General features: G+C 71.8%; 19 protein-coding genes. 11 read left to right on the forward strand and 8 right to left on the reverse strand.

Going from position 1 to position 18,822, the window contains the following annotated elements:
- Window positions 1–9: 9 nt before the first annotated feature.
- Both IF29_RS0118570 and IF29_RS0118575 read right to left on the reverse strand, forming a co-directional pair.
- On the reverse strand, window positions 10–1,170 hold the full coding sequence (locus IF29_RS0118570; RefSeq protein ID WP_030256025.1) for a hypothetical protein: 1,161 nt from the start codon (window positions 1,168–1,170) through the stop codon (window positions 10–12).
- Window positions 1,171–1,223: 53 nt separating this feature from the next.
- Window positions 1,224–1,730 (reverse strand): SigE family RNA polymerase sigma factor, encoded by a 507-nt coding sequence (locus IF29_RS0118575; RefSeq protein ID WP_030256027.1) that lies wholly within the window; start codon window positions 1,728–1,730, stop codon window positions 1,224–1,226.
- Between the two features lie 153 nt (window positions 1,731–1,883).
- On the opposite strand from IF29_RS0118575, the gene IF29_RS0118580 reads away from it, so the two are divergent.
- Window positions 1,884–2,093, forward strand: a complete 210-nt coding sequence (locus IF29_RS0118580) for a hypothetical protein (RefSeq protein ID WP_030256028.1) — start codon at window positions 1,884–1,886, stop codon at window positions 2,091–2,093.
- A 29-nt stretch (window positions 2,094–2,122) separates the two neighbouring features.
- Here IF29_RS0118580 and IF29_RS0118585 read toward each other — a convergent pair whose 3' ends face one another.
- From IF29_RS0118585 to IF29_RS0118595, 3 genes are all read right to left on the reverse strand, one after another.
- Window positions 2,123–2,944, reverse strand: coding sequence for an SAM-dependent methyltransferase (locus tag IF29_RS0118585; protein ID WP_030256031.1), 822 nt, complete (start codon window positions 2,942–2,944; stop codon window positions 2,123–2,125).
- Between the two features lie 138 nt (window positions 2,945–3,082).
- Entirely contained in the window at window positions 3,083–5,047 is a 1,965-nt protein-coding gene (locus IF29_RS0118590; RefSeq protein ID WP_030256033.1) for a M13 family metallopeptidase, read from the reverse strand.
- A 95-nt stretch (window positions 5,048–5,142) separates the two neighbouring features.
- Window positions 5,143–5,610 carry a MarR family winged helix-turn-helix transcriptional regulator gene (locus IF29_RS0118595; RefSeq protein ID WP_030256035.1) on the reverse strand — a complete coding sequence of 156 codons (468 nt, stop codon included), beginning with the start codon at window positions 5,608–5,610 and terminating at the stop codon, window positions 5,143–5,145.
- A 146-nt stretch (window positions 5,611–5,756) separates the two neighbouring features.
- Here IF29_RS0118595 and IF29_RS0118600 point away from each other — a divergent pair, with 146 nt between their 5' ends.
- The 4 genes from IF29_RS0118600 (at window position 5,757) to IF29_RS0118615 (ending at window position 8,914) form a co-directional block, all read left to right on the forward strand.
- Window positions 5,757–6,395, forward strand: a complete 639-nt coding sequence (locus IF29_RS0118600; protein WP_030256037.1) for a GTP cyclohydrolase II — start codon at window positions 5,757–5,759, stop codon at window positions 6,393–6,395.
- A gap of 43 nt (window positions 6,396–6,438) precedes the next feature.
- Window positions 6,439–7,257 carry an SAM-dependent methyltransferase gene (locus IF29_RS0118605; protein ID WP_198037494.1) on the forward strand — a complete coding sequence of 273 codons (819 nt, stop codon included), beginning with the start codon at window positions 6,439–6,441 and terminating at the stop codon, window positions 7,255–7,257.
- Between the two features lie 55 nt (window positions 7,258–7,312).
- Complete coding sequence (locus tag IF29_RS0118610) at window positions 7,313–7,675, forward strand: DUF1304 domain-containing protein (RefSeq protein ID WP_030256042.1); 363 nt, start codon at window positions 7,313–7,315, stop codon at window positions 7,673–7,675.
- Between the two features lie 96 nt (window positions 7,676–7,771).
- On the forward strand, window positions 7,772–8,914 hold the full coding sequence (locus tag IF29_RS0118615) for a cation diffusion facilitator family transporter (RefSeq protein ID WP_084714506.1): 1,143 nt from the start codon (window positions 7,772–7,774) through the stop codon (window positions 8,912–8,914).
- An 18-nt stretch (window positions 8,915–8,932) separates the two neighbouring features.
- On the opposite strand, the gene IF29_RS0118620 is transcribed toward IF29_RS0118615, so the two are convergent.
- From IF29_RS0118620 to IF29_RS0118630, 3 genes are all read right to left on the reverse strand, one after another.
- On the reverse strand, window positions 8,933–10,930 hold the full coding sequence (locus IF29_RS0118620; protein WP_084714508.1) for a multicopper oxidase family protein: 1,998 nt from the start codon (window positions 10,928–10,930) through the stop codon (window positions 8,933–8,935).
- 279 nt (window positions 10,931–11,209) lie between these two features.
- Window positions 11,210–12,304, reverse strand: a complete 1,095-nt coding sequence (locus tag IF29_RS0118625) for an ADP-ribosylglycohydrolase family protein (RefSeq protein ID WP_030256050.1) — start codon at window positions 12,302–12,304, stop codon at window positions 11,210–11,212.
- Between the two features lie 92 nt (window positions 12,305–12,396).
- On the reverse strand, window positions 12,397–13,287 hold the full coding sequence (locus IF29_RS0118630) for a sulfurtransferase (protein WP_030256052.1): 891 nt from the start codon (window positions 13,285–13,287) through the stop codon (window positions 12,397–12,399).
- Window positions 13,288–13,694: 407 nt separating this feature from the next.
- Between IF29_RS0118630 and IF29_RS0118635 the strand changes: the two genes are divergently transcribed.
- From IF29_RS0118635 to IF29_RS0118660, 6 genes are all read left to right on the forward strand, one after another.
- Window positions 13,695–14,660, forward strand: coding sequence for an ABC transporter substrate-binding protein (locus IF29_RS0118635; RefSeq protein WP_051725486.1), 966 nt, complete (start codon window positions 13,695–13,697; stop codon window positions 14,658–14,660).
- Between the two features lie 4 nt (window positions 14,661–14,664).
- The gene (locus IF29_RS48535) at window positions 14,665–14,796 is read left to right on the forward strand and encodes a putative leader peptide (RefSeq protein WP_269665012.1); all 132 of its coding nucleotides are present in this window, start codon (window positions 14,665–14,667) and stop codon (window positions 14,794–14,796) included.
- A gap of 116 nt (window positions 14,797–14,912) precedes the next feature.
- Entirely contained in the window at window positions 14,913–15,968 is a 1,056-nt protein-coding gene (locus tag IF29_RS0118645) for an ABC transporter substrate-binding protein (protein ID WP_030256056.1), read from the forward strand.
- A complete protein-coding gene (locus tag IF29_RS0118650; RefSeq protein WP_198037495.1) occupies window positions 15,965–16,744 on the forward strand; it encodes an ABC transporter permease in 780 nt (259 codons plus the stop codon). The genes IF29_RS0118645 and IF29_RS0118650 overlap by 4 nt, the downstream gene beginning before the upstream one ends.
- Complete coding sequence (locus tag IF29_RS0118655; RefSeq protein WP_232242198.1) at window positions 16,741–17,613, forward strand: ABC transporter ATP-binding protein; 873 nt, start codon at window positions 16,741–16,743, stop codon at window positions 17,611–17,613. Before IF29_RS0118650 ends, IF29_RS0118655 begins: the two co-directional genes overlap by 4 nt.
- Window positions 17,610–18,752 (forward strand): phosphotransferase enzyme family protein, encoded by a 1,143-nt coding sequence (locus tag IF29_RS0118660; protein WP_030256062.1) that lies wholly within the window; start codon window positions 17,610–17,612, stop codon window positions 18,750–18,752. Before IF29_RS0118655 ends, IF29_RS0118660 begins: the two co-directional genes overlap by 4 nt.
- Window positions 18,753–18,822 lie beyond the last annotated feature (70 nt).

The following is an 18,822-nucleotide window of genomic DNA, read 5'->3' on the forward strand; positions in this document are numbered from 1 at the left end:
CTGGTGCGGTCACCGGCTCCACAGAGGGCTCAGGGCAATGGTCTTGAGCTCGTCCATGGAGAGGGCGGGATGCACCGTGGTCCCGACTCGGGAGGTGGCCTGCTCGTTGAGCTCGACGAGCGTCCCGTCCGGCTTCAGCACACTGATCCTCCACACCCGGATCGAGGACGTCGGTGCCGACTGGTCGGTGGTCATCAGGGTGCCGTCGGGGAGACGGGTCGCGGAGGCGAACGCGTCGGGCCGGATCTCGCTCCTGGCCTGAGCGGGCCATCGTTGAACCGCGATCGACAGGCGCGTCCCGATCATGTCATTGCTGACGACCCCGTTCCTGCTCACCAGGAAGGTGGTTGCGCCGTTCTGCGCCACGAACTCGGTTCCGGCCGGTTGCAGTTGTCTGGCGATGGCCGTCACCTGGGCCTGAGTCGGTTGGCCGGCGGACCCTGCCGGTGCACGGAGCGCAGTGAACACCGGCGACCATGCGCTGTCGGCGACGATCGCTGACAACTGCGCCGTCGAGAGCGGCGGGGCCGCCCGTGAGACCTTCGAACTGGGGTTACCAGTAGCCGAGTTGGTCTCCTGGATCCCGGCTCGGTCGCCGTTCCGGGTCACCAGCCACACGGACCAGAGCAGGACCGAGCCGCCGAAGTTCTCCTTCAACGCCATGACGGTGGAGCCGTTGGGGAGCACGCTCTCGGAGCAACTGAGCACCGTGGCGGACTTGGCCCCGGTGCTACAGGTCGGCAGTTTGCTCTTCGACGCCCGGGAGAAGGTGATGGCCAACCACGCGGCCCCGTGGCCGTCGTTGAAGACGAGATCGGCGGTGGGCGTCACGGAGGCGGGCCGCCCACCGCCGACACCGGTGCCCCGCGTCGCGGTGACCTTGCCGGGTGGCAGCATCGACTCCAGCAGGCTGACGATCTGCGCGCCGGATACGGACGGTGATACCACCGTCGGCCGGGTGACTGCCGACGGTGCGGGTGACGACAGTGCGGTACCCGCCACGGCCACCGCCACGGCCGTGGCACTGCCCACGACGGCGTAGGCGATCCGGCGACCGCGCAGGGTCCGGCCGCGTCGCAGGGATCGTTCGAGCAGCGGCTCTGCCGCCCCGATGGCGTACTGCTGCCCCGCCTCACGCAGGGCCCGGCCGAACCGGTCCTCAAAGTCCATGGGGATCCGCCGTTTCGTGATTCGGAGTTCCGTTGGCAGGCGAGTGGATGTGCTCAGTGCTCGGCGAAGAGGTTGACGTCGTCACCGAGTTGGGACCGGAGTCGGCTCAGGGCACGAGTGGAGCGGGTGCTGACCGCGCCTGGGGAGAGCCTCAGCACGGACGCGGTCTGCTCGATGCTGCGGTCCTCCCAGTAACGGAGCACCAGGACTGCGCGGTCCCGGGCGGACAGCCGGGCCAAGGCGTCCATCAGTGTGATCCGCAGGGCGGTGTCCCCGGCTGAGGCTGCCGCGGCTTCCGGGAGCACCTCCGTGGGCTGCTCCCGGCTGCGGCGCAACCGACGCCAGGACAGGAAGGTGTGCACCAGCATGGTCTGCGCGTACGCGGCGGGGTTGTCTGCCCCGGAGACCCGTCTCCACCGCACGAAGACCCGTCCGAGGGTCTCCTGGACGAGGTCCTCCGCGAGGTGTGTGTCGCCCCCGGTCAGCAGGCAGGCAGAGCGGTAGAGGTCCCCGGCCCTGGCGGCGGCGAAATCCAGGTATGTCGCCACGGTGTTCGCCATGTCCCCACAAGCCCTCTCGTCGCCACTGTCAGCCTCACTCCACCGACGCGTGAGACTCACCGATCCCTTACACCCCGGCTGGAAAATCTTCCGCACGGTTGGTGGCGTGGGTACTGTCGGCGCGGCCGCAGTTGCTTGAGGAGGGGGCGGGGCATGGACGAGGACGAGGACGACGACCGGGGGCCGCAGCGGAGTCTGCTGATGGATCCGAGGCTGGCGGGGGCGGGCGGGATGCTGTTGGCGGCTGCCGCGCTGGCCTGGATCCTCACCCATGGCATCCACGGGGACGGCGGTTCGGGATCGGGCGCGTCGCCGACGTCCACCCAGGTGGGTTCGACCGCGCCGGTGGCGACCCCGCGGTAGGCGGGGGCGGTCAGCCGTTCCCGCCTCCGTCAGCCCGCTTGGGCGCGCCTGCCGAGGCCGCCGTAGACCAGCAGGGTGCTGGGCGTCGACGGCTCGGGCACCGCCTGGTCCGGGTGCCAGCTGACCACCGGGACCACGCCGGGGTCGACCAGTTCCAGGCCGTCGAAGAAGCCCTCGATCTCCTTGGGGCTGCGCATCCGTCCGCTGCCCATCATCTGCTGGAAGGCCTGCTCCAGGGCGCGGGCCTCCGCGCTGGCGTCGCTGAAGTGACTGAGCAGCAGGTAGCTGCCGGCCGGAAGCCGGTCCACGTAGGTGCGGACCAGCGCCGCCGGGTCCTCGGCGTCCGCTATGTGGTGCACCAGGCCCACCAGCAGCAGCCCGATCGGACGGCTCCAGTCCAGGAACTCCTGGACGGTCGCGCTGTCCAGGATCTCGGCCGGGGCGCGGAAGTCACCGAGCATCACCCGGGTGTCGGGGGTCTCGGTGAGCAGCGCCCGGGCGTGTGCCAGCACGATCGCATCGTGGTCGACGTAGACCACCCGGGCGCCGGGGGAGACGGCCTGGGCGACCTGGTGGGTGTTCTGCGCGGTGGGCAGTCCGGAACCGATGTCCAGGAACTGGGTGATCCCCGCCCGCGCCATGTGGGCCACGCCCCTGGCGAGGAACCCGCGGCTGATCCGGGCGCCCTGGCCGCCGTCGGGGATGAGTTCCAGCCGCTTGGCGGCCACCGCCCGGTCCACGGCGAAGTTGTCCTTGCCGCCGAGGATCGCGTCGTAGACGCGGGCCACGCTCGGCTTGGAGGTGTCGACGCCGAGCCTCTCCCACTCGGAGACCGCCTCGTGCTCCGCCATACCGCCTCGCCCCACTCCGCTCACGACAGCTGCTCGGGGATACTAACGCACAGCTGTTCCAGGGATGTTGGGACCAGGTACATTCCGGCCCGATCCCCCGTGCGCACAGCGGCACGCTGGGGGACCGGGCCGGATGGTTCACCAGATCCGTACGCGCTCCGCCGGGTCCAGCCAGAGCCCGTCACCCTCGGCGGTGGTGAAGGCCTGGTGGAACTCGTCCAGGTTGCGCACGATGTTCGCCCGGAACTCCGGGGGCGAGTGCGGGTCGATGGTGAGGTACTGCTCCTCCTGCTCCTTGCGGCGCTTGGTGCGCCAGCAGTAGGCCCAGTTCATGAACAGGGTCTGCGAGGCGTCGGCCGCTGCCTTGTCCTCGCTCCCGCCGTCGAGCGAGATTAGGTAGGCCTTGTGAGCGATGGTCAGGCCGCCGAGGTCGCCGATGTTCTCACCCACCGTCAGCGCGCCGTTGACGGTCTGGCCGGGCAGGGCGCGCGGCGAGAAGCCGTTGTACTGGGTGATGAGCGCCTTGGACTTGACCTCAAAGGCCGCCTTGTCGGCCGCCGTCCACCAGTCGTTGAGGTTGCCGGCGCCGTCGTACTGCGCACCCTGGTCGTCGAAGCCGTGCCCGATCTCGTGTCCGATCACCGCGCCGATGCCGCCGTAGTTCTCGGCGGACTCGCCCTCGGGGGAGAAGAACGGCTCCTGCAGGATGCCGGCCGGGAAGCAGATCTCGTTGGTGCCCGGGTTGTAGTAGGCGTTGACCGTCTGCGGCAGCATGAACCACTCGTCGCGGTCGACCGGGCCGCCGATCTTGGCGAGCTCGCGGTCGCTCTCGAAGGCGGCGGCGGCATGGGCGTTGCCGAGCAGGTCGTCCGGGCCCACCTGCAGCGCGGAGTAGTCGCGGAACCGGTCCGGGTAGCCGATCTTCGGCCGGAAGGTGGCCAGCTTCTCGTAGGCGCGCTTCTTGGTCTCCTCGGTCATCCACTCCAGCCGGGAGATCGACTCCCGGTAGGCCTGCAGCAGGTTGGCGACCAGCTCGTCCATCATCGCCTTGGAGGTCGGCGGGAAGTGCCGTGCGACGTACTCCTCGCCGACCGCCTCGCCCATCGCGCCCTCGACGAAGGCGACCCCGCGCTTCCAGCGGGCCCGCAGCTCCGGGGTGCCGTTGAGGGCGTTGCCGTAGAACTCGAAGTCGGCGCGGACGAACGCGTCGCCCAGGTACGGCGAGGCGGCGCGCAGCACCCTGGCCGTCGCCCAGTCCCGCCACTGCTCGATCGGCACCTCGGCCAGCACGGTGGAGAGGTGGGCCAGGTAGGAGGGCTGCCGCACCACCGTCTCGGTGATGGTCAGGTCCGAGCCGCCCAGCGCCGCGGCGTAGCCGCTCCAGTCGAACTCGGGCGCCAGCGCCTTGAGTTCGTCCAGGCCGGTGAGGTTGTAGGTCTTCTGCACGTCGCGCGTCTCGGCGCGCTCCCAGTGGCCCGACGCCAGCCGGGTCTCGATCGCCAGCACCGTCTGCGCCGCGGCGGCCGGGTCCGGGTAGTCGGCGAAGCCGAGGATCCGGGTCAGGTAGTCGACGTACTTGGTCCGGACCTCGGCGAACTTCTCGTCGCGGTAGTAGGACTCGTCGGGCAGTCCGAGCCCGCCCTGGACGATGTTGACCAGGTAGCGGTCGGAGTCCCGGTCGTCGGTGTTGACGTAGAGGCCGAAGAGCCCCGAGCCGCCGGTCCGCTCGAACCCGCCGAGGAACGCCGCCAACTCGCGGGTGTCGCCGAGCTCCGCGACGGCCTGCAGCTGCGGCCGCACCGGGTCGGTGCCGCGCTCGGCCGCGGCCGCCTCGTCCATGAAGGAGGTGTAGAGCGCGGCGATCTTCCGGGCGTTCTCGCCGGCTCCGGAGGGGTCCGCCGCGACACCCGCGGCGAGCTCCTGGATGATCAGTCTGACCTGCTCCTCCGCCGTGTCGGCGAGCTGCACGAAGGGACCCCAGCTCGACCGGTCGGCCGGGATCTCCACGGTCTCCAGCCACTGGCCGTTGACATGGCCGAACAGGTCGTCCTGCGGTCGGATGTCGGGGTTCATGCCCGCACGGGCGCCATCAAGAATGCTCATCCGTGCAGCTTATGCGAGCGCCGGACCGGACGGCCGGGGCTCGCGCTGACACGTGACCGGCGCACGGCCCGCGCACAGCGGGCGCACGGGTGCATTCAGGATGAAGCGGACCCGCGCAGCCGTCGGGAGACCTCGCCGAGCCCGGTGGCCAGGCTGTCGAGCTGCTCGGCGGTGAGCACGTCGATCAGCGCCTCGCGGACGGCGGCCACATGGCCCGGTGCGGCTTCGCGCAGCACCTCCATGCCCCGGTCGGTGAGCTCGGCGATCACCCCGCGGACGTCACTGGGGCAGGAGCGGCGGGCCACCAGGCCGGCCCGCTCCAGCTGGGTGACCTGGTAGGTCAGCCCGCTCTTGGAGGTGACCAGCCGGTCCGCGAGCTCGGTCATCCGCAGCGCGCGACCGGGTGCCGCGGACAGCTGGACCATCACCTCGTACTGGGTGTGGGAGAGCGCCGCATCGTCCTTGAGCTGCTGCTCCAGCTTGCGCGCGACCAGGTTGGTGGCCGAGAGGAAGCCGATCCAGGCGGCCTTCTCCCGATCGTCCAGCCATCGGGGTTCTTCCATGCGCCCACTCTACTCCTGGTTGTTCAAATTTGAATCGCGGCGCACCCCCGCTCGAAAGTTCGTTGTTCGAATTTGAAATAGAAGGTACTGTCGGGGCGTTCAAGTGGTTCGAATCTGAACGACTGTGTCCAACGAGCGGAGCCTTCATGTCCGAGATTCCTGCGGCCACCGTGCGCACCCGGGTCGGGGTGCCGTTGCGCTTCGGCGACGGCTACGGCGTGGACGCCGAGCTGGTCACCTTCCACGGACTGGCGGACGGGCTGGAGCACCTGGCCGTCCGGCTCGGGGACCCGGACGCGGCGGCCGTCCCGCTGGTGCGGCTGCATTCGGAGTGCCTCACCGGTGACGTGTTCGGCTCGGCCCGCTGCGACTGCGGACCGCAGCTGCGCGAGGCCGTCGAGCGCATCGCCAGGACCGGTGGCTACCTGCTCTACCTGCGCCAGGAGGGCCGCGGCATCGGCCTCTACAACAAGCTGGACGCCTACGCCCTGCAGGACGGCGGGCTCGACACCTACCAGGCCAACGCCGCGCTCGGCCTGCCCGAGGACGGCCGCGACTACACCGCCGCCGCGCAGATGCTGGCCACGCTCGGGGTGCGGGAGCTGGACCTGCTGTCCAACAACCCGGACAAGGCGGCGCAGCTGCGCGCGCTGGGCGTCCCGGTCCGCGACCGGGTCCCCACCGGTGTCTTCGCCACCGGCCACAACCTGCGCTACCTGCGCGCCAAGTTCACCGGCACTGAGCACTCGTCAGGACACGACCTGCTGGCGGGGCGGATCGCCTGACGCCCCGAGCTACGCTCAGGTCGTCGGGGGAGTGCCCGAAGGGGTGGAGGACGACGTGCCGGACCCGGAGCCGCTGGGTGGTGACTTGATCGACCCGACCGTGGCCACGCCGGCGCGCATCTACTCGTATCTGCTCGGCGGCAAGGACCACTCTCCGGCCGATCGCGCGGCTGCGGAGAAGGCCCTGGAGGCAATGCCGGTCCGGGACTTCGCCCGCGTCAACCGCGCCTTCCTGACCCGCGCCGTACGGCACCTGGCGGAGACCGGCCTGGACCAGTTCCTGGACCTGGGCATCGGCCTGCCCGCTCCCGGCAGCGCGGCCGAGACCGCGCTGTCGGTGCGGCCGGACGCCCGGATCGTCGGCGTCGACAACGATCCGACGGTGCTGGCCCACGCCCGCGCCCACCGCGGGGATCCGGAGCTGTCAGGCGCGACGATCGTCGCCGGGGACGTCCGCCGTCCGGCGGAGATCCTGGGAAACCCGGAGGTACGCGGCCGCCTGGACTTCGACCGGCCGGTCGCGGTGCTGCTGGTCGCGGTCCTGCACTTCGTCGTCGACGAGGACGACCCGTACGGCGCGGTGCGCACGCTGATGGACGCTGTCGCCCCGGGCAGCGTGCTGGTGCTGTCGCAGGTGACCGCGGACCTCGACCCGGAGGGGATCCGGGCGACGGCGAAGACCTACGCCCGGTCGTCGGTGCGGACCGCCGTGCGGAGCAGCAAGGAGATCGCCGCGTTCTTCGACGGCCTGGAGCCGGTCGACCCCGGCCTGGTGCTGCTGTCGCAGTGGCGGCCGGACCAGCACGTCCTGGCCGGGGACGACCGGATCGGGCTGTACGGCGGAGTGGCGCTCAAGCGCTGAGCACCGGCCGGCGCCGGGTTTGCGCGAGGGGCGCGTGAGCAGCGAGAGTACGGCCATGGGAATCGTCGCGGGAATCCTGGTGGCTGCGGTCGCCCTGCTGCACGCCTACATCCTGGTCCTGGAGATGTTCCTCTGGCAGGGGCCCAAGGGTCGTGAACTCTCCGGCTTCGACGCCGACATGGCCAAGGACACCGCAGCGCTGGCCGCCAACCAGGGCCTCTACAACGGATTCCTCGCGGCGGGGCTGGTCTGGGGGCTGATCGCGTCCGACCCGGTCGGTCACGACGCGCAGATCTTCTTCACCAGTTGCGTGGTGGTCGCCGGGATCTACGGCGGCGCGACCGCCAACCGCAGGATCTGGCTGGTCCAGGCACTGCCGGGGGCGCTGGCGCTGGCCGCGGTGCTGATCGCCGGCTGACGCGCCGTCCGGCCGCAGTTGCACAGACGTCGCAGCTGCTCGGGGCCGCCAGGTGGGGAGTGGCTGCAACGGGTTCCAGCTGCCACGGTGGACCGCATGGAGAGCACACCGCGGCACGGACACGAACATGAGCACGAGGGCAGCCACGCCCACGGCGGCGGGGCCGGCGGACGGTGGGCCGGAGCCCGGCACCGGCTCGGCCATCTGGTCCGACCGCACAGCCATCAGCCGATGGACCGGGTCGACCAGGCATTGGAAACCTCGCGGGCCGGGATGCGCACGCTCTGGCTCTCGCTGCTGGTCCTGGGGTTGACCGCGCTGGTCCAGGCCCTGGTGGTGGTCTGGTCGGGTTCGGTGGCGCTGCTGGGCGACACCGTCCACAACGCGGCGGACGCGCTGACCGCGCTGCCGCTGGGGGTGGCCTTCCTGGTGGGCCGTCGGGCCGCGAACCGTCGCTACACCTACGGCTACGGCCGAGCCGAGGACCTGGCCGGGATCGCCATCGTGCTCACCATCGCCGCCTCCTGCGCGCTGGCCTGCTACCAGGCGCTGGACCGGCTGCTGCACCCCAGGGACGTCGGCCACCTCTGGGCGGTGGCGGCCGCCGCGGTGGTGGGCTTCGTCGGCAACGAGTGGGTGGCCCGCTACCGCATCCGCACCGGCCGCAGGATCGGCTCGGCCGCGCTGGTCGCCGACGGCCTGCACGCCCGGACCGACGGCTTCACCTCGCTGGCCGTCCTGCTCGGCACCGGCGGGGCCGCCCTGGGCTGGCGGGCCGCCGACCCGGTGGTCGGCCTGCTGATCACCGCGGCCCTGGTGCTGGTGCTCCGCGGGGCCGCCCGCGAGGTCTGCCGCCGGCTGATGGACGCGGTCGACCCGGAGCAGGTGGCCGCCGCCGAACGGGCGCTGCGGGCGGTCGAGGGCGTCCGTGACGTCGACCAGGTACGGCTCCGCTGGATCGGCCACGCCCTGCGCGCCGAGGCGGACATCGTCGTGGACCGGCAGCTGACCCTGCTTCAGGCCCACGACCTGGCCGTCTCGGCCGAGCACGCGCTGATCCACGCGGTCCCGAGACTCACCGCGGCCACGGTCCACACCGACCCGCTCACCCAGGGCGCCGACCCGCACGCCCGACTCGCGCACCACGCCGACCACGCCCATCGCGCCGGCCACACCCATGGCGCCGAGCACACCCACCACGCCCATGACGCGCACCACGCGCACCACGCGCACGCCTGACCCGGGCGACCGCGCGGGTCAGGACTGGACGTCGAACGGCCGCATCATCTCGTTGTCCTCGTGGTCCAGGATGTGGCAGTGGTACACGTACCGGCCGGGTATGTCGAAGGCGGCCTTCAGCCGGGTGGTCTCGCCCGGGTAGGCGATGACCGTGTCCTTGAAGCCGGTCTCCCAGGACTCCGGGCCGCGTACGGTCCCGTCGGCCGCGGTGCGGCTGACGACCTGGAACTGGGTCTGGTGGATGTGGATGGGGTGGCCGTCCACGGTGAGGTTGACCAGGTCCCACGCGCCGACCGTGCCGACGACCGGTTTCACCGAGACCGGGTCGTCCCACATCTCCAGGGCGCCGGTGCCGTCCGCGTTGAGGGAGCCCAGGGCGCCGATGACCGGGGCGCCGTCGAAGACGGTGGAGTCGGCCTCGTTGAGCGAGACGGTGAAGGTCTGGCCCGCGCTGCCGAGCGCCTTGACGGCCGGCAGCTGCAGCTGCGCGGGCGGGACGCTGGTGTCGGTCGCGGCGCCACCGACCACGATCTGCATGACCTGTCCGCTGGTCCAGTGGTCGGCGGCGGCGAAGTCGGTGTCCGGGATCCCGCCGTGATAGGGCACGTCGGGGCCCTCGTTGATGAGGTAGAGCGTGGTTCCCGACGGCACCGCGGAGAAGTCGAGGACCAGGTCCGCCCGCTCCGCCGGGGCGATCAGCGCCTGGCTGAGCTGGGCGGCCGCGGGCAGGAACCCGCCGTCCGAACCGATCTGCCAGATCGGCAGCGCGGCGGTGGCGGGGCGGTCGGCCAGCGGGTCGGTGACGACCTTGAGCACCAGGGTGCGGGCGTTGCAGGAGTTGAGCAGGCGCAACCGGTAGCGCTTGCGGGAGGCGTGCCAGACCGGCCAACTGGCGCCGTTGACAACGATGGTGTTGCCGAACGACTCCGGATTCCAGTACGGGGGAACGTCGGTGACGGGCAGCCAGGGACCGCCGGCCGTGGTGTCCCCGAAGAAGGTCCGACTGGTCGGGAAGAAGAGCGAGCCGTCGCTGTTGAAGCACCGGTCCTGGATCACCAGGGCGATCTCGGCGGTACCGGAGGGCAGCACCCCGGGGGAGAGGTCGGTGCTGCCGCCGCGCAGCAGGTACATCCCGGCCAGGCCGGCCTGGACGTTGAGCCGGGTCATCCCCAGGACGTGGTCGTGGTACCAGAGCGCGGCCGCGCGTTGGTCGTTCTGGTACTGGTAGGTCGAGGAGCCGGGCTGCCACTGCGCGCCGAACCGGGTGGCCGCCTGCGCCTTGTAGGCGTCGTAGTAGCTGCCGGTGGCGGCGTATCCGGTCGGGAGGTCCGCGGCCGCGGGCAGGGTCCAGGCCTCGGGGTAGCCGTCGCTCTCCTGGGTGACGTGCGCCCCGTGCAGGTGGGTGACCAGCGGTACCGGTCCGGTGTAGGGATCGGGCGTCGAGGTGAAGGTCGGCCGGGTGTCCCGGGCGGCGGTGCCGCCGCCGGGGTTGGCCCAGTGCAGCGTGGGGTCGACGGTGAACAGGTGCGGCAGCCAGTCGCCGCCGCTGTCGACCAGGCCGTTGGTCCAGGTCACCCGGACCGGGCGGCCGACCCGCGCCTCGATCGTGTGCCCCGGGGCGTTGAAGCTGCCGGCGACGCCGGGGACGCCGTAACCCCACACCGTGGTCCTCGGGTAGGAGCCGGGCAGGATCTGCTGGCTGAACTGGCGGGCCGCGATCGAGTACACGTCCACCTGGGCCCCGCCGAAGCTGGTCGTGCCGGTGGACGGCATGACCGGCAGTCTCGGCAGCTCGGTCCGGTACTTGGGCACCGACAGCGGGTCCAGGGTGCCGCCGGGCAACGGGTTCGGCGAGGTGACCGCGGCGACCAGGGACGCCGCGGTCGGCCGGGCGCCGCCCTGCGCGACCCGGCCGAGGCCGACGGTGGCCACCACGGCACCGGCAGCGGTCGCACGGATCACCGTCCGCCTGGTGACGTTCGGGCCGGAGAGGTCTGAATTATATGAACTGGGCATGACAATCCTCCAATGCCCACCATGGGCCAGGGAAATGCGCGCCAAGACCTATGTGCACGAATGTGCTGTATGCCGATGGGCCAAGTACTGTGGCCGGCAGTGAAGTTGGGGCACAGCGCGCTGACGCGCCGACGCAAGCCGGACTCTAGTGGTTCGGGGTCGACATGAGTAGCGGTGGCGCTGATAATTTCTTGTTTCCGCGACCTTTTTGTCAACCGTGCAGTAACTGTGTGCATAGGCCCTCGATTGGCATATGCACAATCCTGAATCGGTGCGGGATCAGGACTCGGAAACGGCGGCCGAGCGGAGGTGCAGGGCCGCGCCGGTCGCGAGAACGGTGGCCCGGCCCTCGACCTGGACCGCCCAGTCCTCGGGCAGCGCCGCCAGGCCGTGCGCGGCGCCCAGGAGGTTGCCGCAGACGGCGCCGGTCGAGTCGCTGTCGCCGGAGTGGGTGACCGACAGGGTCAGCGCACGGCGCAGGTCCTCGCTGGTCGCGTCCGGGCCGGGGGCGGCGGCCAGTAGGCAGTGCACGGCGATGGCCAGGCACTCCTCGGCGATCCAGCCCAGGCCGACCTGCTCCACCAGGTCGAAGCCCGGAGCGCCGCTCTCGGCCAGGCGCACCGCTCGCTCCAGTGCGGTGACGGTCTCCGTGGCGCCGGGGTGCGCGTCGGGCCAGGCGGCCGTCTGGGCGATGGTCCGCCGTACCGCCTCGCCCGGGTCGACGCCGTCGACCAGCCGCTGGACCAGTGCGGCGAAGGCCCCGGCCGCCAGCTGGCCGGTGGGGTGGCCGTGGGTCAACTGCGCACAGTCCGCTGCGAGTCGGAACGCCCGTTCGGGCCCGAGGCCCAGCAGTCCGAACGGGGCCGAACGCATCACCGTGCCGCAGCCCTTGGAGTCGGGATTGACGACGCCGACCTGACCGGTCGTCACGATCCTTGGCAGCTGCGGGTTCTCGACCAGTCCGGAGATGCAGGCGTTCCCCGGCGCCCGGGAGGCGTAGAGCCACGGCTCGCGCAGCAGGGAGCCCTCCTCTGCGTCGAGGGCGGCGGACGGACCTGACAGACGCTGCGTCAGAAACCAGCGCTGGTAGGCGGCATGGACCGCCGCGACGACCGACTCCGAGCCGGTGTCACCGCCGAGCCGGCCCTCGGCGAGCAGCAGGCCCTCGGCGGTGAACAGCGTCATCTGGGTGTCGTCGGTGACCTCGGCCAGGCCGGAACCGGCACGCAGTACCAGACGGGTCACCCCGGAGGGGCCGTGGTCGTCGAGGATCCGGTCGAGCCGCTGGAACTCCACCGGCCATCCCAGGGCGTCGCCGATGGCTCCACCCAGCAGGCAGCCCTGGATCCGGTCGAGTCGCCGCTGGTCCGTCATGTCCGTCTCCCCGATCGTCAGTTCTCGTGCCGGCAGTGACCGTACCGGCCGGAGCGACGACCCGGCCAGCGGGTTTGCCGGACGACGAGCGGTCAGTGCGGGTCTGCCGCGCCCAGGGCCAGCGGCCGGGCCGGGTCGGCCGACCACTGCTCCAGCGAGCCGTCGTAGATGCTGACGTCGTCGTGGCCGAGCAGGGTGAGGGCGAGGGCGGCGCCGGCCGCGGCGATGCCGCCGCCGCAGTACAGGACGGTGCGGGGGCTCGCGGCGTCGAGCACCGGGTCGACCAGGGCCGCCAGGCGGGCCGGGGGCAGGAAGCGGCCGGAGTCGTCCAGCAGGCCGCGGCCCGGGAGGCTACGGCTGTCGGGGATGTGGCCGCGGCGGCTGTAGCGGGTCGGGGCGGTGCCCTCGAAGGCCGGGGTCGGCAGCGCGCAGACCAGCGTGCCCGGACGTTCGCCGCTGCTGACGGCGGCGACGTCGTCGATACCGGCCCACAGCTCGGGGCGCGGGCGCGGGGTGAGCGGGCCGCGGTCGGGGGCCGGGGCCGGCTCGCCGGAGGCGGTGGGGTGCCCGGCGGCCGTCCACCCCTCCCAGCCGCCGTCCAGGACCGCGGCCGGGACGGACAGGCTCCGCAGCATCCACCACAGCCGGGCCGCCCAGATGCCGCCGCCGCTGTCGTAGGCCACGACGGCGGTGCCGTCGCCCACACCGAGCGGACGCAGCGCCGCCGCCAGCGCCTCGGGGGAGGGCATCGCGAAGTGGTACGGCGCCGCGTGGTCCGACAGATCCGCGGTCAGGTCCGCATGCTGGGACCCGGGGATGTGCCGTTCCAGCCACTGCGGTCGCCCGCTGCCCACCTGGTAGTCGCCGTCGTACCGCGGTGACGGCAGCAGCGCGGTAGCGTCCAGCACCACCAGGTCGGGATCGCCCAGGTGGGCGGCGAGCCAGGCGGCGTCGACGAGCGGGCCGGGGAGGGAAGCGTCCATGGGGGGATGCTAGCCCCGCCGATCAGCGGTCATCGCGTGGCGTCTCGTACAGCGGGACATATTTGTCTCGCTGTACGGACGCGGCTTGCACAGGATCGGTCTCCTCCGGTTAAGGTTTCGACCATCTACGCGGGAGCCCCCAACCCGATGGGGCTGAGAGGGCGTCTGGGTCCGGTCGTGCATGTGCGCGGCGGACCCCATGGGGACGCCGACCGCATCACTTGAGCACTTCAGTGCCCGCGTAGGAGTACCGATGTCAGCAGCAGTCCCTGAGCAGATGCGTCCCCCGACGGCAGTCGCGGCGACCTCCTCCTGTTGTTGACCTGATCGGCCTCCCCTCCCCACCCCCCTTCTGCGTTCCCTCCCACCGGGCCCTGCCGCCCGTGTGCCGCCTGCGGAGTACCCCCATGTCCCTGCCCCCGGTCCGTCCCGACCGAGCTGTCCGACCCGTCCGACCCGTCCGCGTGATGCTCGACTACTTCCACCCCTGGCCGAACTCGGCCGGCTTCTATGTCGCCCGTGAGCGCGGCTGGTACCGCGAGGCCGGGCTCGACGTCGAGCTGGTGGTCCAGGACCCGGGGCGCGGCGACACCCTGGAGTACCTGTCCCGGCAGGAGGTCGGCTTCGGGGTCTTCCCGCCCAACCGGCTGCTGGCCCGGCGTGCGCAGGGACAGCCGCTGGTCGCCGTCGCCGCCGTCAACCACCGTGCGCTGGAAGCGATCCAGACCGTCGCGAGCACCGGGATCACCCGCCCGGCCGAGCTGGCCGGACGCCGGCTCGCCTACAATCCGACGCCGCGCGGCGTGGCGATGGTCCGCCACCTGGTGGCCGCCGACGGCGGCGACCCGGACGCGGTGGTCACCGTCGACGCCGGCGCGCGCGAACTGACCGTGGACGACCTCGCCGCCGGCGAGGCGGACGCCACCTTCGGCAACTACTGGGCCTGGGACGCACTCCGCGGCGACCTGCCCGAGGAGCAGCGGCGGACCTGGCCGGTCGACGAGATCGGCGCCCCGCGCTACCACAGCTACCTGCTGGGCACCTCCGAGGACCTGCTCGCCCGGGACCCGGCCCTGGTCGAGGCGTTCCTGGGCGCCACCGCCCGCGGCTTCGCCTCGGCCGCCGCCGACCAGCAGCGCACCCTGGCGTCGCTGGAGCGGGTGATCCCGTACTTCCCGCGCCCGCTGATCGCCCGCTCGCTGGCCCTGATCGCCCCCACCTGGACCGACCAGGACGGCCGTTGGGGCGTCATCGACGGGACCAGGATGGGCCCCTACGCCCACTGGCTCGCCGAGCACGGCGCGATCCCGCACGCCCGCGACTGGGAGAAGTCCTTCACCGGAGCGCCGCTGCTCGGCGCCGGGGCGCGGTGACCCGGTGGCCGGAACCGACGGCGCGGCGCCGCTCCCGCACCGGGAGTGGGGCATGACCTGCCAGGCCAGCGAGCTGACCCGGCGGATGGCGGTCGACCTGATGCGGGTCAGCAGCGCGCTGTGTCGGATGCACTGACAGCGCCCTGACGCCCCGACGCGCTCGCGTCCTGACGCCGTGACGTCCCGACGTCCTGACGCCCCGCCACCCTGCCGCCCGCATCCCGCCGTACCGCACCCCAAGGACCCCGAACCATGAGACGCCGTACCCTCCTGCGCTCCCTCCTGCCCGCCACGGCCGCCGTGTTCGTCGCCACCGGCTGCTCCTCGCAGGCGGGTTCCGGCACCGGTGCCGCCGCCGACGCCGCGGGCGCGGCCACCACCCGGGTGACCCTCGCCCTGGACTGGACGCCGAACACCAACCACACCGGTATCTACGTCGCCCAGCAGCTCGGCTGGTTCAAGGCCGCGGGCATCGACCTGAAGATCCTGCCGTACGGCAGCACCGCCCCCGAGACGCTGCTCGCCACCCACCAGGCCGACTTCGGCATCTCCTACCAGGACGGCGTCAGCACCGCGCAGGCCGCGGGGCAGGACGTGGTCTCGGTCTTCGCGATCACCCAGAAGACCGACGTCACCATCTCGGTGCGGGCCGACCGCACCGACATCACCTCGCCCAAGGACCTGGACGGCAAGACCTACGCCGGCTTCGGCGCCCCGTACGAGAAGCCGCTGCTGCAGAAGGTGATCCGGAACGCCGGCGGCAAGGGCGAATTCAAGACCGTGGTGCTGAGCACCTCCGCCTACGCGGCGCTCTACGCCGGCAAGGCCGACTTCGCGATGCCGGAGCCGACCTGGGAGGGGCTGGAGGCCAAGCTCGAAGGCAAGCCGCTGAAGGACTTCCAGCTGTCCGACTACGGCTTCCCCGGCACCTACTCCGCGCTGATCGCCTCCTCCGACTACTTCCTGAAGAAGAACCCGGCCCTGGCGAAGAAGTTCCTGGCGGTGGTGGTCAAGGGCTACACCTATGCGCTGGACCACCCGGACCAGGCCGCGGACCTGCTGGTGAAGGCCAACAAGAGCGTGCTCACCAACACCGCGCTGGTCAAGGAGAGCGAGGAACTGCTCGCCAAGGAGTACTACCGCGCGAGTGACGGCAGCGTCGGCACCCAGACCGCGAAGACCTGGCAGGACTACACGGACTTCCAGTTCAACGCCGGCCTGCTGGCCGATGCCAACGGCAAGCAGCTGACCGCGTCCCCCGACGTCTCCGCCTTCTACACCAACGCCTACCTCCCGGACCAGAAGTGAGGGCCCGTCAGGCTCTGACGGCGGCCTGGCCACCGGTGCTGGTCGCGGTACTGTTGCTGGCCGGCTGGCAGTTCTACACCAGCGCCGCGCACGTCGACCCGACCACCCTGCCCAGCCCCGCCCGGGTCTGGGAGCAGGGCTGGGAGAACCGGGCCGACCTGTGGGCCAACACCCTGCCCACGCTCCAGGAGACCCTGCTCGGCTTCGGCCTCTCGTTCCTGGCGGCCTGGACCGTCGCGGTACTGCTGGACTTCTCCGCCATCGCCCGCCGCGGCCTCTACCCGCTGCTGGTGGCCTCGCAGACGATTCCGATCGTGGCGGTGGCCCCGCTGCTGATCATCTGGTTCGGCTTCGGACTGCTGCCGAAGATGCTGGTGGTCACCCTGACCACGTTCTTCCCGCTGGCCGCCAACCTGGCGGCCGGCTTCGCGGCGACCGACCGCGAGGCGATGCGGCTGCTGCGGTCGCTGGGCGCCGGACGGCTGCGCACCTTCCGGCTGGTACGGGTGCCCAGCGCGCTGCCGTACTTCTTCGCCGGGCTGCGGGTGAGCATCACCTACGCCGTGATCGGCGCGGTCTTCGCGGAGTACGCGGGTGCGGAGAGCGGCCTGGGGATCTACATGCAGGAACAGAAGAGCGCGTTCCGGACGGACCTGGTGTTCGCCGCGGTCGCGGTCACCGCGCTGCTGAGCATCGCGCTGTTCGGCGCCACCTACCTGCTCCAGCGGCTGGTGCTGCCCTGGGAGCGGGCGATGAAGCAGGAGGGACGATCGTGAGCCCGACCAGGGCCGGGGAGCACCCCGGTACCGACGCACCCGGCCCCGACCTGCCCCGGTTGGACGTCCGGGGCGTCAGCAAGTCCTTCGGTCCGCTGGACGTGCTCCGCGGCCTCGACCTGTCCGTCCGGCCCGGCGAGTTCGCCGCCGTCATCGGCCCCAGCGGCAGCGGCAAGAGCACCCTGTTCAACCTGGTCTCCGGGCTGGACGCACCGGACGCCGGCACGGTGCTGGTCGACGGCGCCCCCGCCGACCTGCGCTCGCGCCAGGTGGCGTACATGCCGCAGAAGGACCTGCTGTTCCCCTGGCGCACCGTGCTGGACAACACCGCCCTCGGCCTGGAGGCCCAGGGCACCCGCCGACGGGAGGCCAGGAAGCGGGCCGTCGGGCTCTTCGAGGCGTTCGGCCTGGACGGCTTCCAGGGCTCCTACCCGTTCCAGCTCTCCGGCGGCATGCGGCAGCGCGCGGCGCTGCTGCGCACGGTCGTGCTGGAGCGGCCGGTACTGTTGCTGGACGAGCCCTTCGGCGCGTTGGACTCGCTCACCCGTACGGAGATGCAGCTGTGGTTGGCCGAGATGTGGCAGCGGTACGGGTGGACCGTGGTGCTGGTCACCCATGACATCCGCGAGGCGGTGATGCTCGCGGACACCGTCCATGTGCTGTCGCCGCGACCGGCCCGGGTGGTGCAGACGATCGAGGTGCCGCTGGCGCGCCCCCGGGGCCTGGACGCCCTCGCCGACCCCGCCTTCGCGGAGACCGAACGGCGCATCCTGGACGTGCTGCAGGACCGTGACGTGCTGCCTGACCGTCACGTGCCGCAGGACCGTGACGTGCCGCAGGACCGTCCGGCCGAGGCGGGCATCCGATGAGCCGGCTGCTGGCCCACGGCATGGGCACCGACCCGGTCGACCCGGACTGGCCGCCGCTGACCGAGGCCGAGGTGGCCGAGGTGCTGGGCCGCTATCCGGGCGGCGACGGCGCCGCGCCCCGGATCCTGTGGCGCAGCCCCCGTCCGCTCTCGGCCGCGGCGCTGGTCGCCCGGGAGCGGATCCTTTTCGTCAAGCGGCACCACTCCGCGGTGCGGACGGTGGCCGGACTCGCCGAGGAGCACGCCTTCCTGCGCCACCTCCGGGACCGGGGCGCCCCGGTGGTGCAGGTGCTGACCACAGGTGACGGCGCCTCAGCCGTCGCCCTCGGCGAGTGGGTCTACGAGGTGCACACCGCCGGCACCGGCACCGACCTCTACCAGGACGCGCTGTCCTGGTCGGCCTTCACCTCGCCCGGCCACGCCCGGGCCGCCGGTGCCGCCCTGGGCCGGCTGCACCTGGCCTCGGCCGGATACCTCGCGCCGCGCCGCCGGGTGCAGCCGCTGGTCTCCTCCTTCACCGTGTTCGCGGCCGCGGACCCGGTCCGGGAGTTGGAGCGCTACCAGGCCGAACGGCCGTCCCTGGCCGAGGCGTTGGCCGAGCGTCCCTGGCGTGCCGACGTCCACCGGGTCCATCTGCCGTTCCACCGCCGGCTGGCGCCGCTGCTGGGCTCGCTCGAACCGCTGTGGACCCACAACGACTGGCACGCCTCCAACCTGCTCTGGGACACCTCGGGGCCGCAGGACGAGGTGTCCACGGTGCTGGACTTCGGCCTCAGCGACCGCACCACCGCCGTCCACGACCTCGCCACCGCGATCGAGCGCAACACCGTCCAGTGGCTGCAGCCCTCCTTCCCGGTCCAGTGGGAGCACCTGGAGGCGCTGCTGGACGGCTACACCTCGGTCCGCCCGCTGGCCCCGGCCGAGGCGGAGGCGCTGCCGCTGCTGCTGCCCCTGGTCCACGCCGAGTTCGCGCTGTCGGAGCTGGGCTACTTCCACGGCGTCACCGGCTCGGCGGAGAACACCGCTCTCGCCTACGAGTACTTCGTCGGCCACGCCGAGTGGTTCGCCGCACCGGACGGCGCGAAGCTGCTGGAGCAGGTGGGCCGTCTCACCGGAGGCCGTTCCGCGCACGGCACTTGACATTGCACGGTCATCGGGCCACATTCCTGACGCAGCGTCAGGTCGACCGGGCGCCAGCCCCGTCCCGCCC

The organism is Streptacidiphilus jeojiense (assembly GCF_000719095.1).
GTDB classification, from domain to species: domain Bacteria; phylum Actinomycetota; class Actinomycetes; order Streptomycetales; family Streptomycetaceae; genus Streptacidiphilus; species Streptacidiphilus jeojiensis.

Excerpts from the sequence above, each read along its gene's own strand:
- IF29_RS0118615 (WP_084714506.1), top strand. The coding sequence starts at position 7,772 with ATGGAGAGCACACCGCGGCACGGACACGAACATGAGCACGAGGGCAGC.
- IF29_RS0118630 (WP_030256052.1), bottom strand. The coding sequence starts at position 13,287 with ATGGACGCTTCCCTCCCCGGCCCGCTCGTCGACGCCGCCTGGCTCGCC.
- IF29_RS0118580 (WP_030256028.1), top strand. The coding sequence starts at position 1,884 with ATGGACGAGGACGAGGACGACGACCGGGGGCCGCAGCGGAGTCTGCTG.
- IF29_RS0118645 (WP_030256056.1), top strand. The coding sequence starts at position 14,913 with ATGAGACGCCGTACCCTCCTGCGCTCCCTCCTGCCCGCCACGGCCGCC.
- IF29_RS0118575 (WP_030256027.1), bottom strand. The coding sequence starts at position 1,730 with ATGGCGAACACCGTGGCGACATACCTGGATTTCGCCGCCGCCAGGGCC.
- IF29_RS0118570 (WP_030256025.1), bottom strand. The coding sequence starts at position 1,170 with ATGGACTTTGAGGACCGGTTCGGCCGGGCCCTGCGTGAGGCGGGGCAG.
- IF29_RS0118660 (WP_030256062.1), top strand. The coding sequence starts at position 17,610 with ATGAGCCGGCTGCTGGCCCACGGCATGGGCACCGACCCGGTCGACCCG.
- IF29_RS0118595 (WP_030256035.1), bottom strand. The coding sequence starts at position 5,610 with ATGGAAGAACCCCGATGGCTGGACGATCGGGAGAAGGCCGCCTGGATC.
- IF29_RS0118625 (WP_030256050.1), bottom strand. The coding sequence starts at position 12,304 with ATGACGGACCAGCGGCGACTCGACCGGATCCAGGGCTGCCTGCTGGGT.
- IF29_RS0118635 (WP_051725486.1), top strand. The coding sequence starts at position 13,695 with ATGTCCCTGCCCCCGGTCCGTCCCGACCGAGCTGTCCGACCCGTCCGA.
- IF29_RS0118585 (WP_030256031.1), bottom strand. The coding sequence starts at position 2,944 with ATGGCGGAGCACGAGGCGGTCTCCGAGTGGGAGAGGCTCGGCGTCGAC.
- IF29_RS0118590 (WP_030256033.1), bottom strand. The coding sequence starts at position 5,047 with ATGAGCATTCTTGATGGCGCCCGTGCGGGCATGAACCCCGACATCCGA.
- IF29_RS0118620 (WP_084714508.1), bottom strand. The coding sequence starts at position 10,930 with ATGCCCAGTTCATATAATTCAGACCTCTCCGGCCCGAACGTCACCAGG.
- IF29_RS0118600 (WP_030256037.1), top strand. The coding sequence starts at position 5,757 with ATGTCCGAGATTCCTGCGGCCACCGTGCGCACCCGGGTCGGGGTGCCG.
- IF29_RS0118610 (WP_030256042.1), top strand. The coding sequence starts at position 7,313 with ATGGGAATCGTCGCGGGAATCCTGGTGGCTGCGGTCGCCCTGCTGCAC.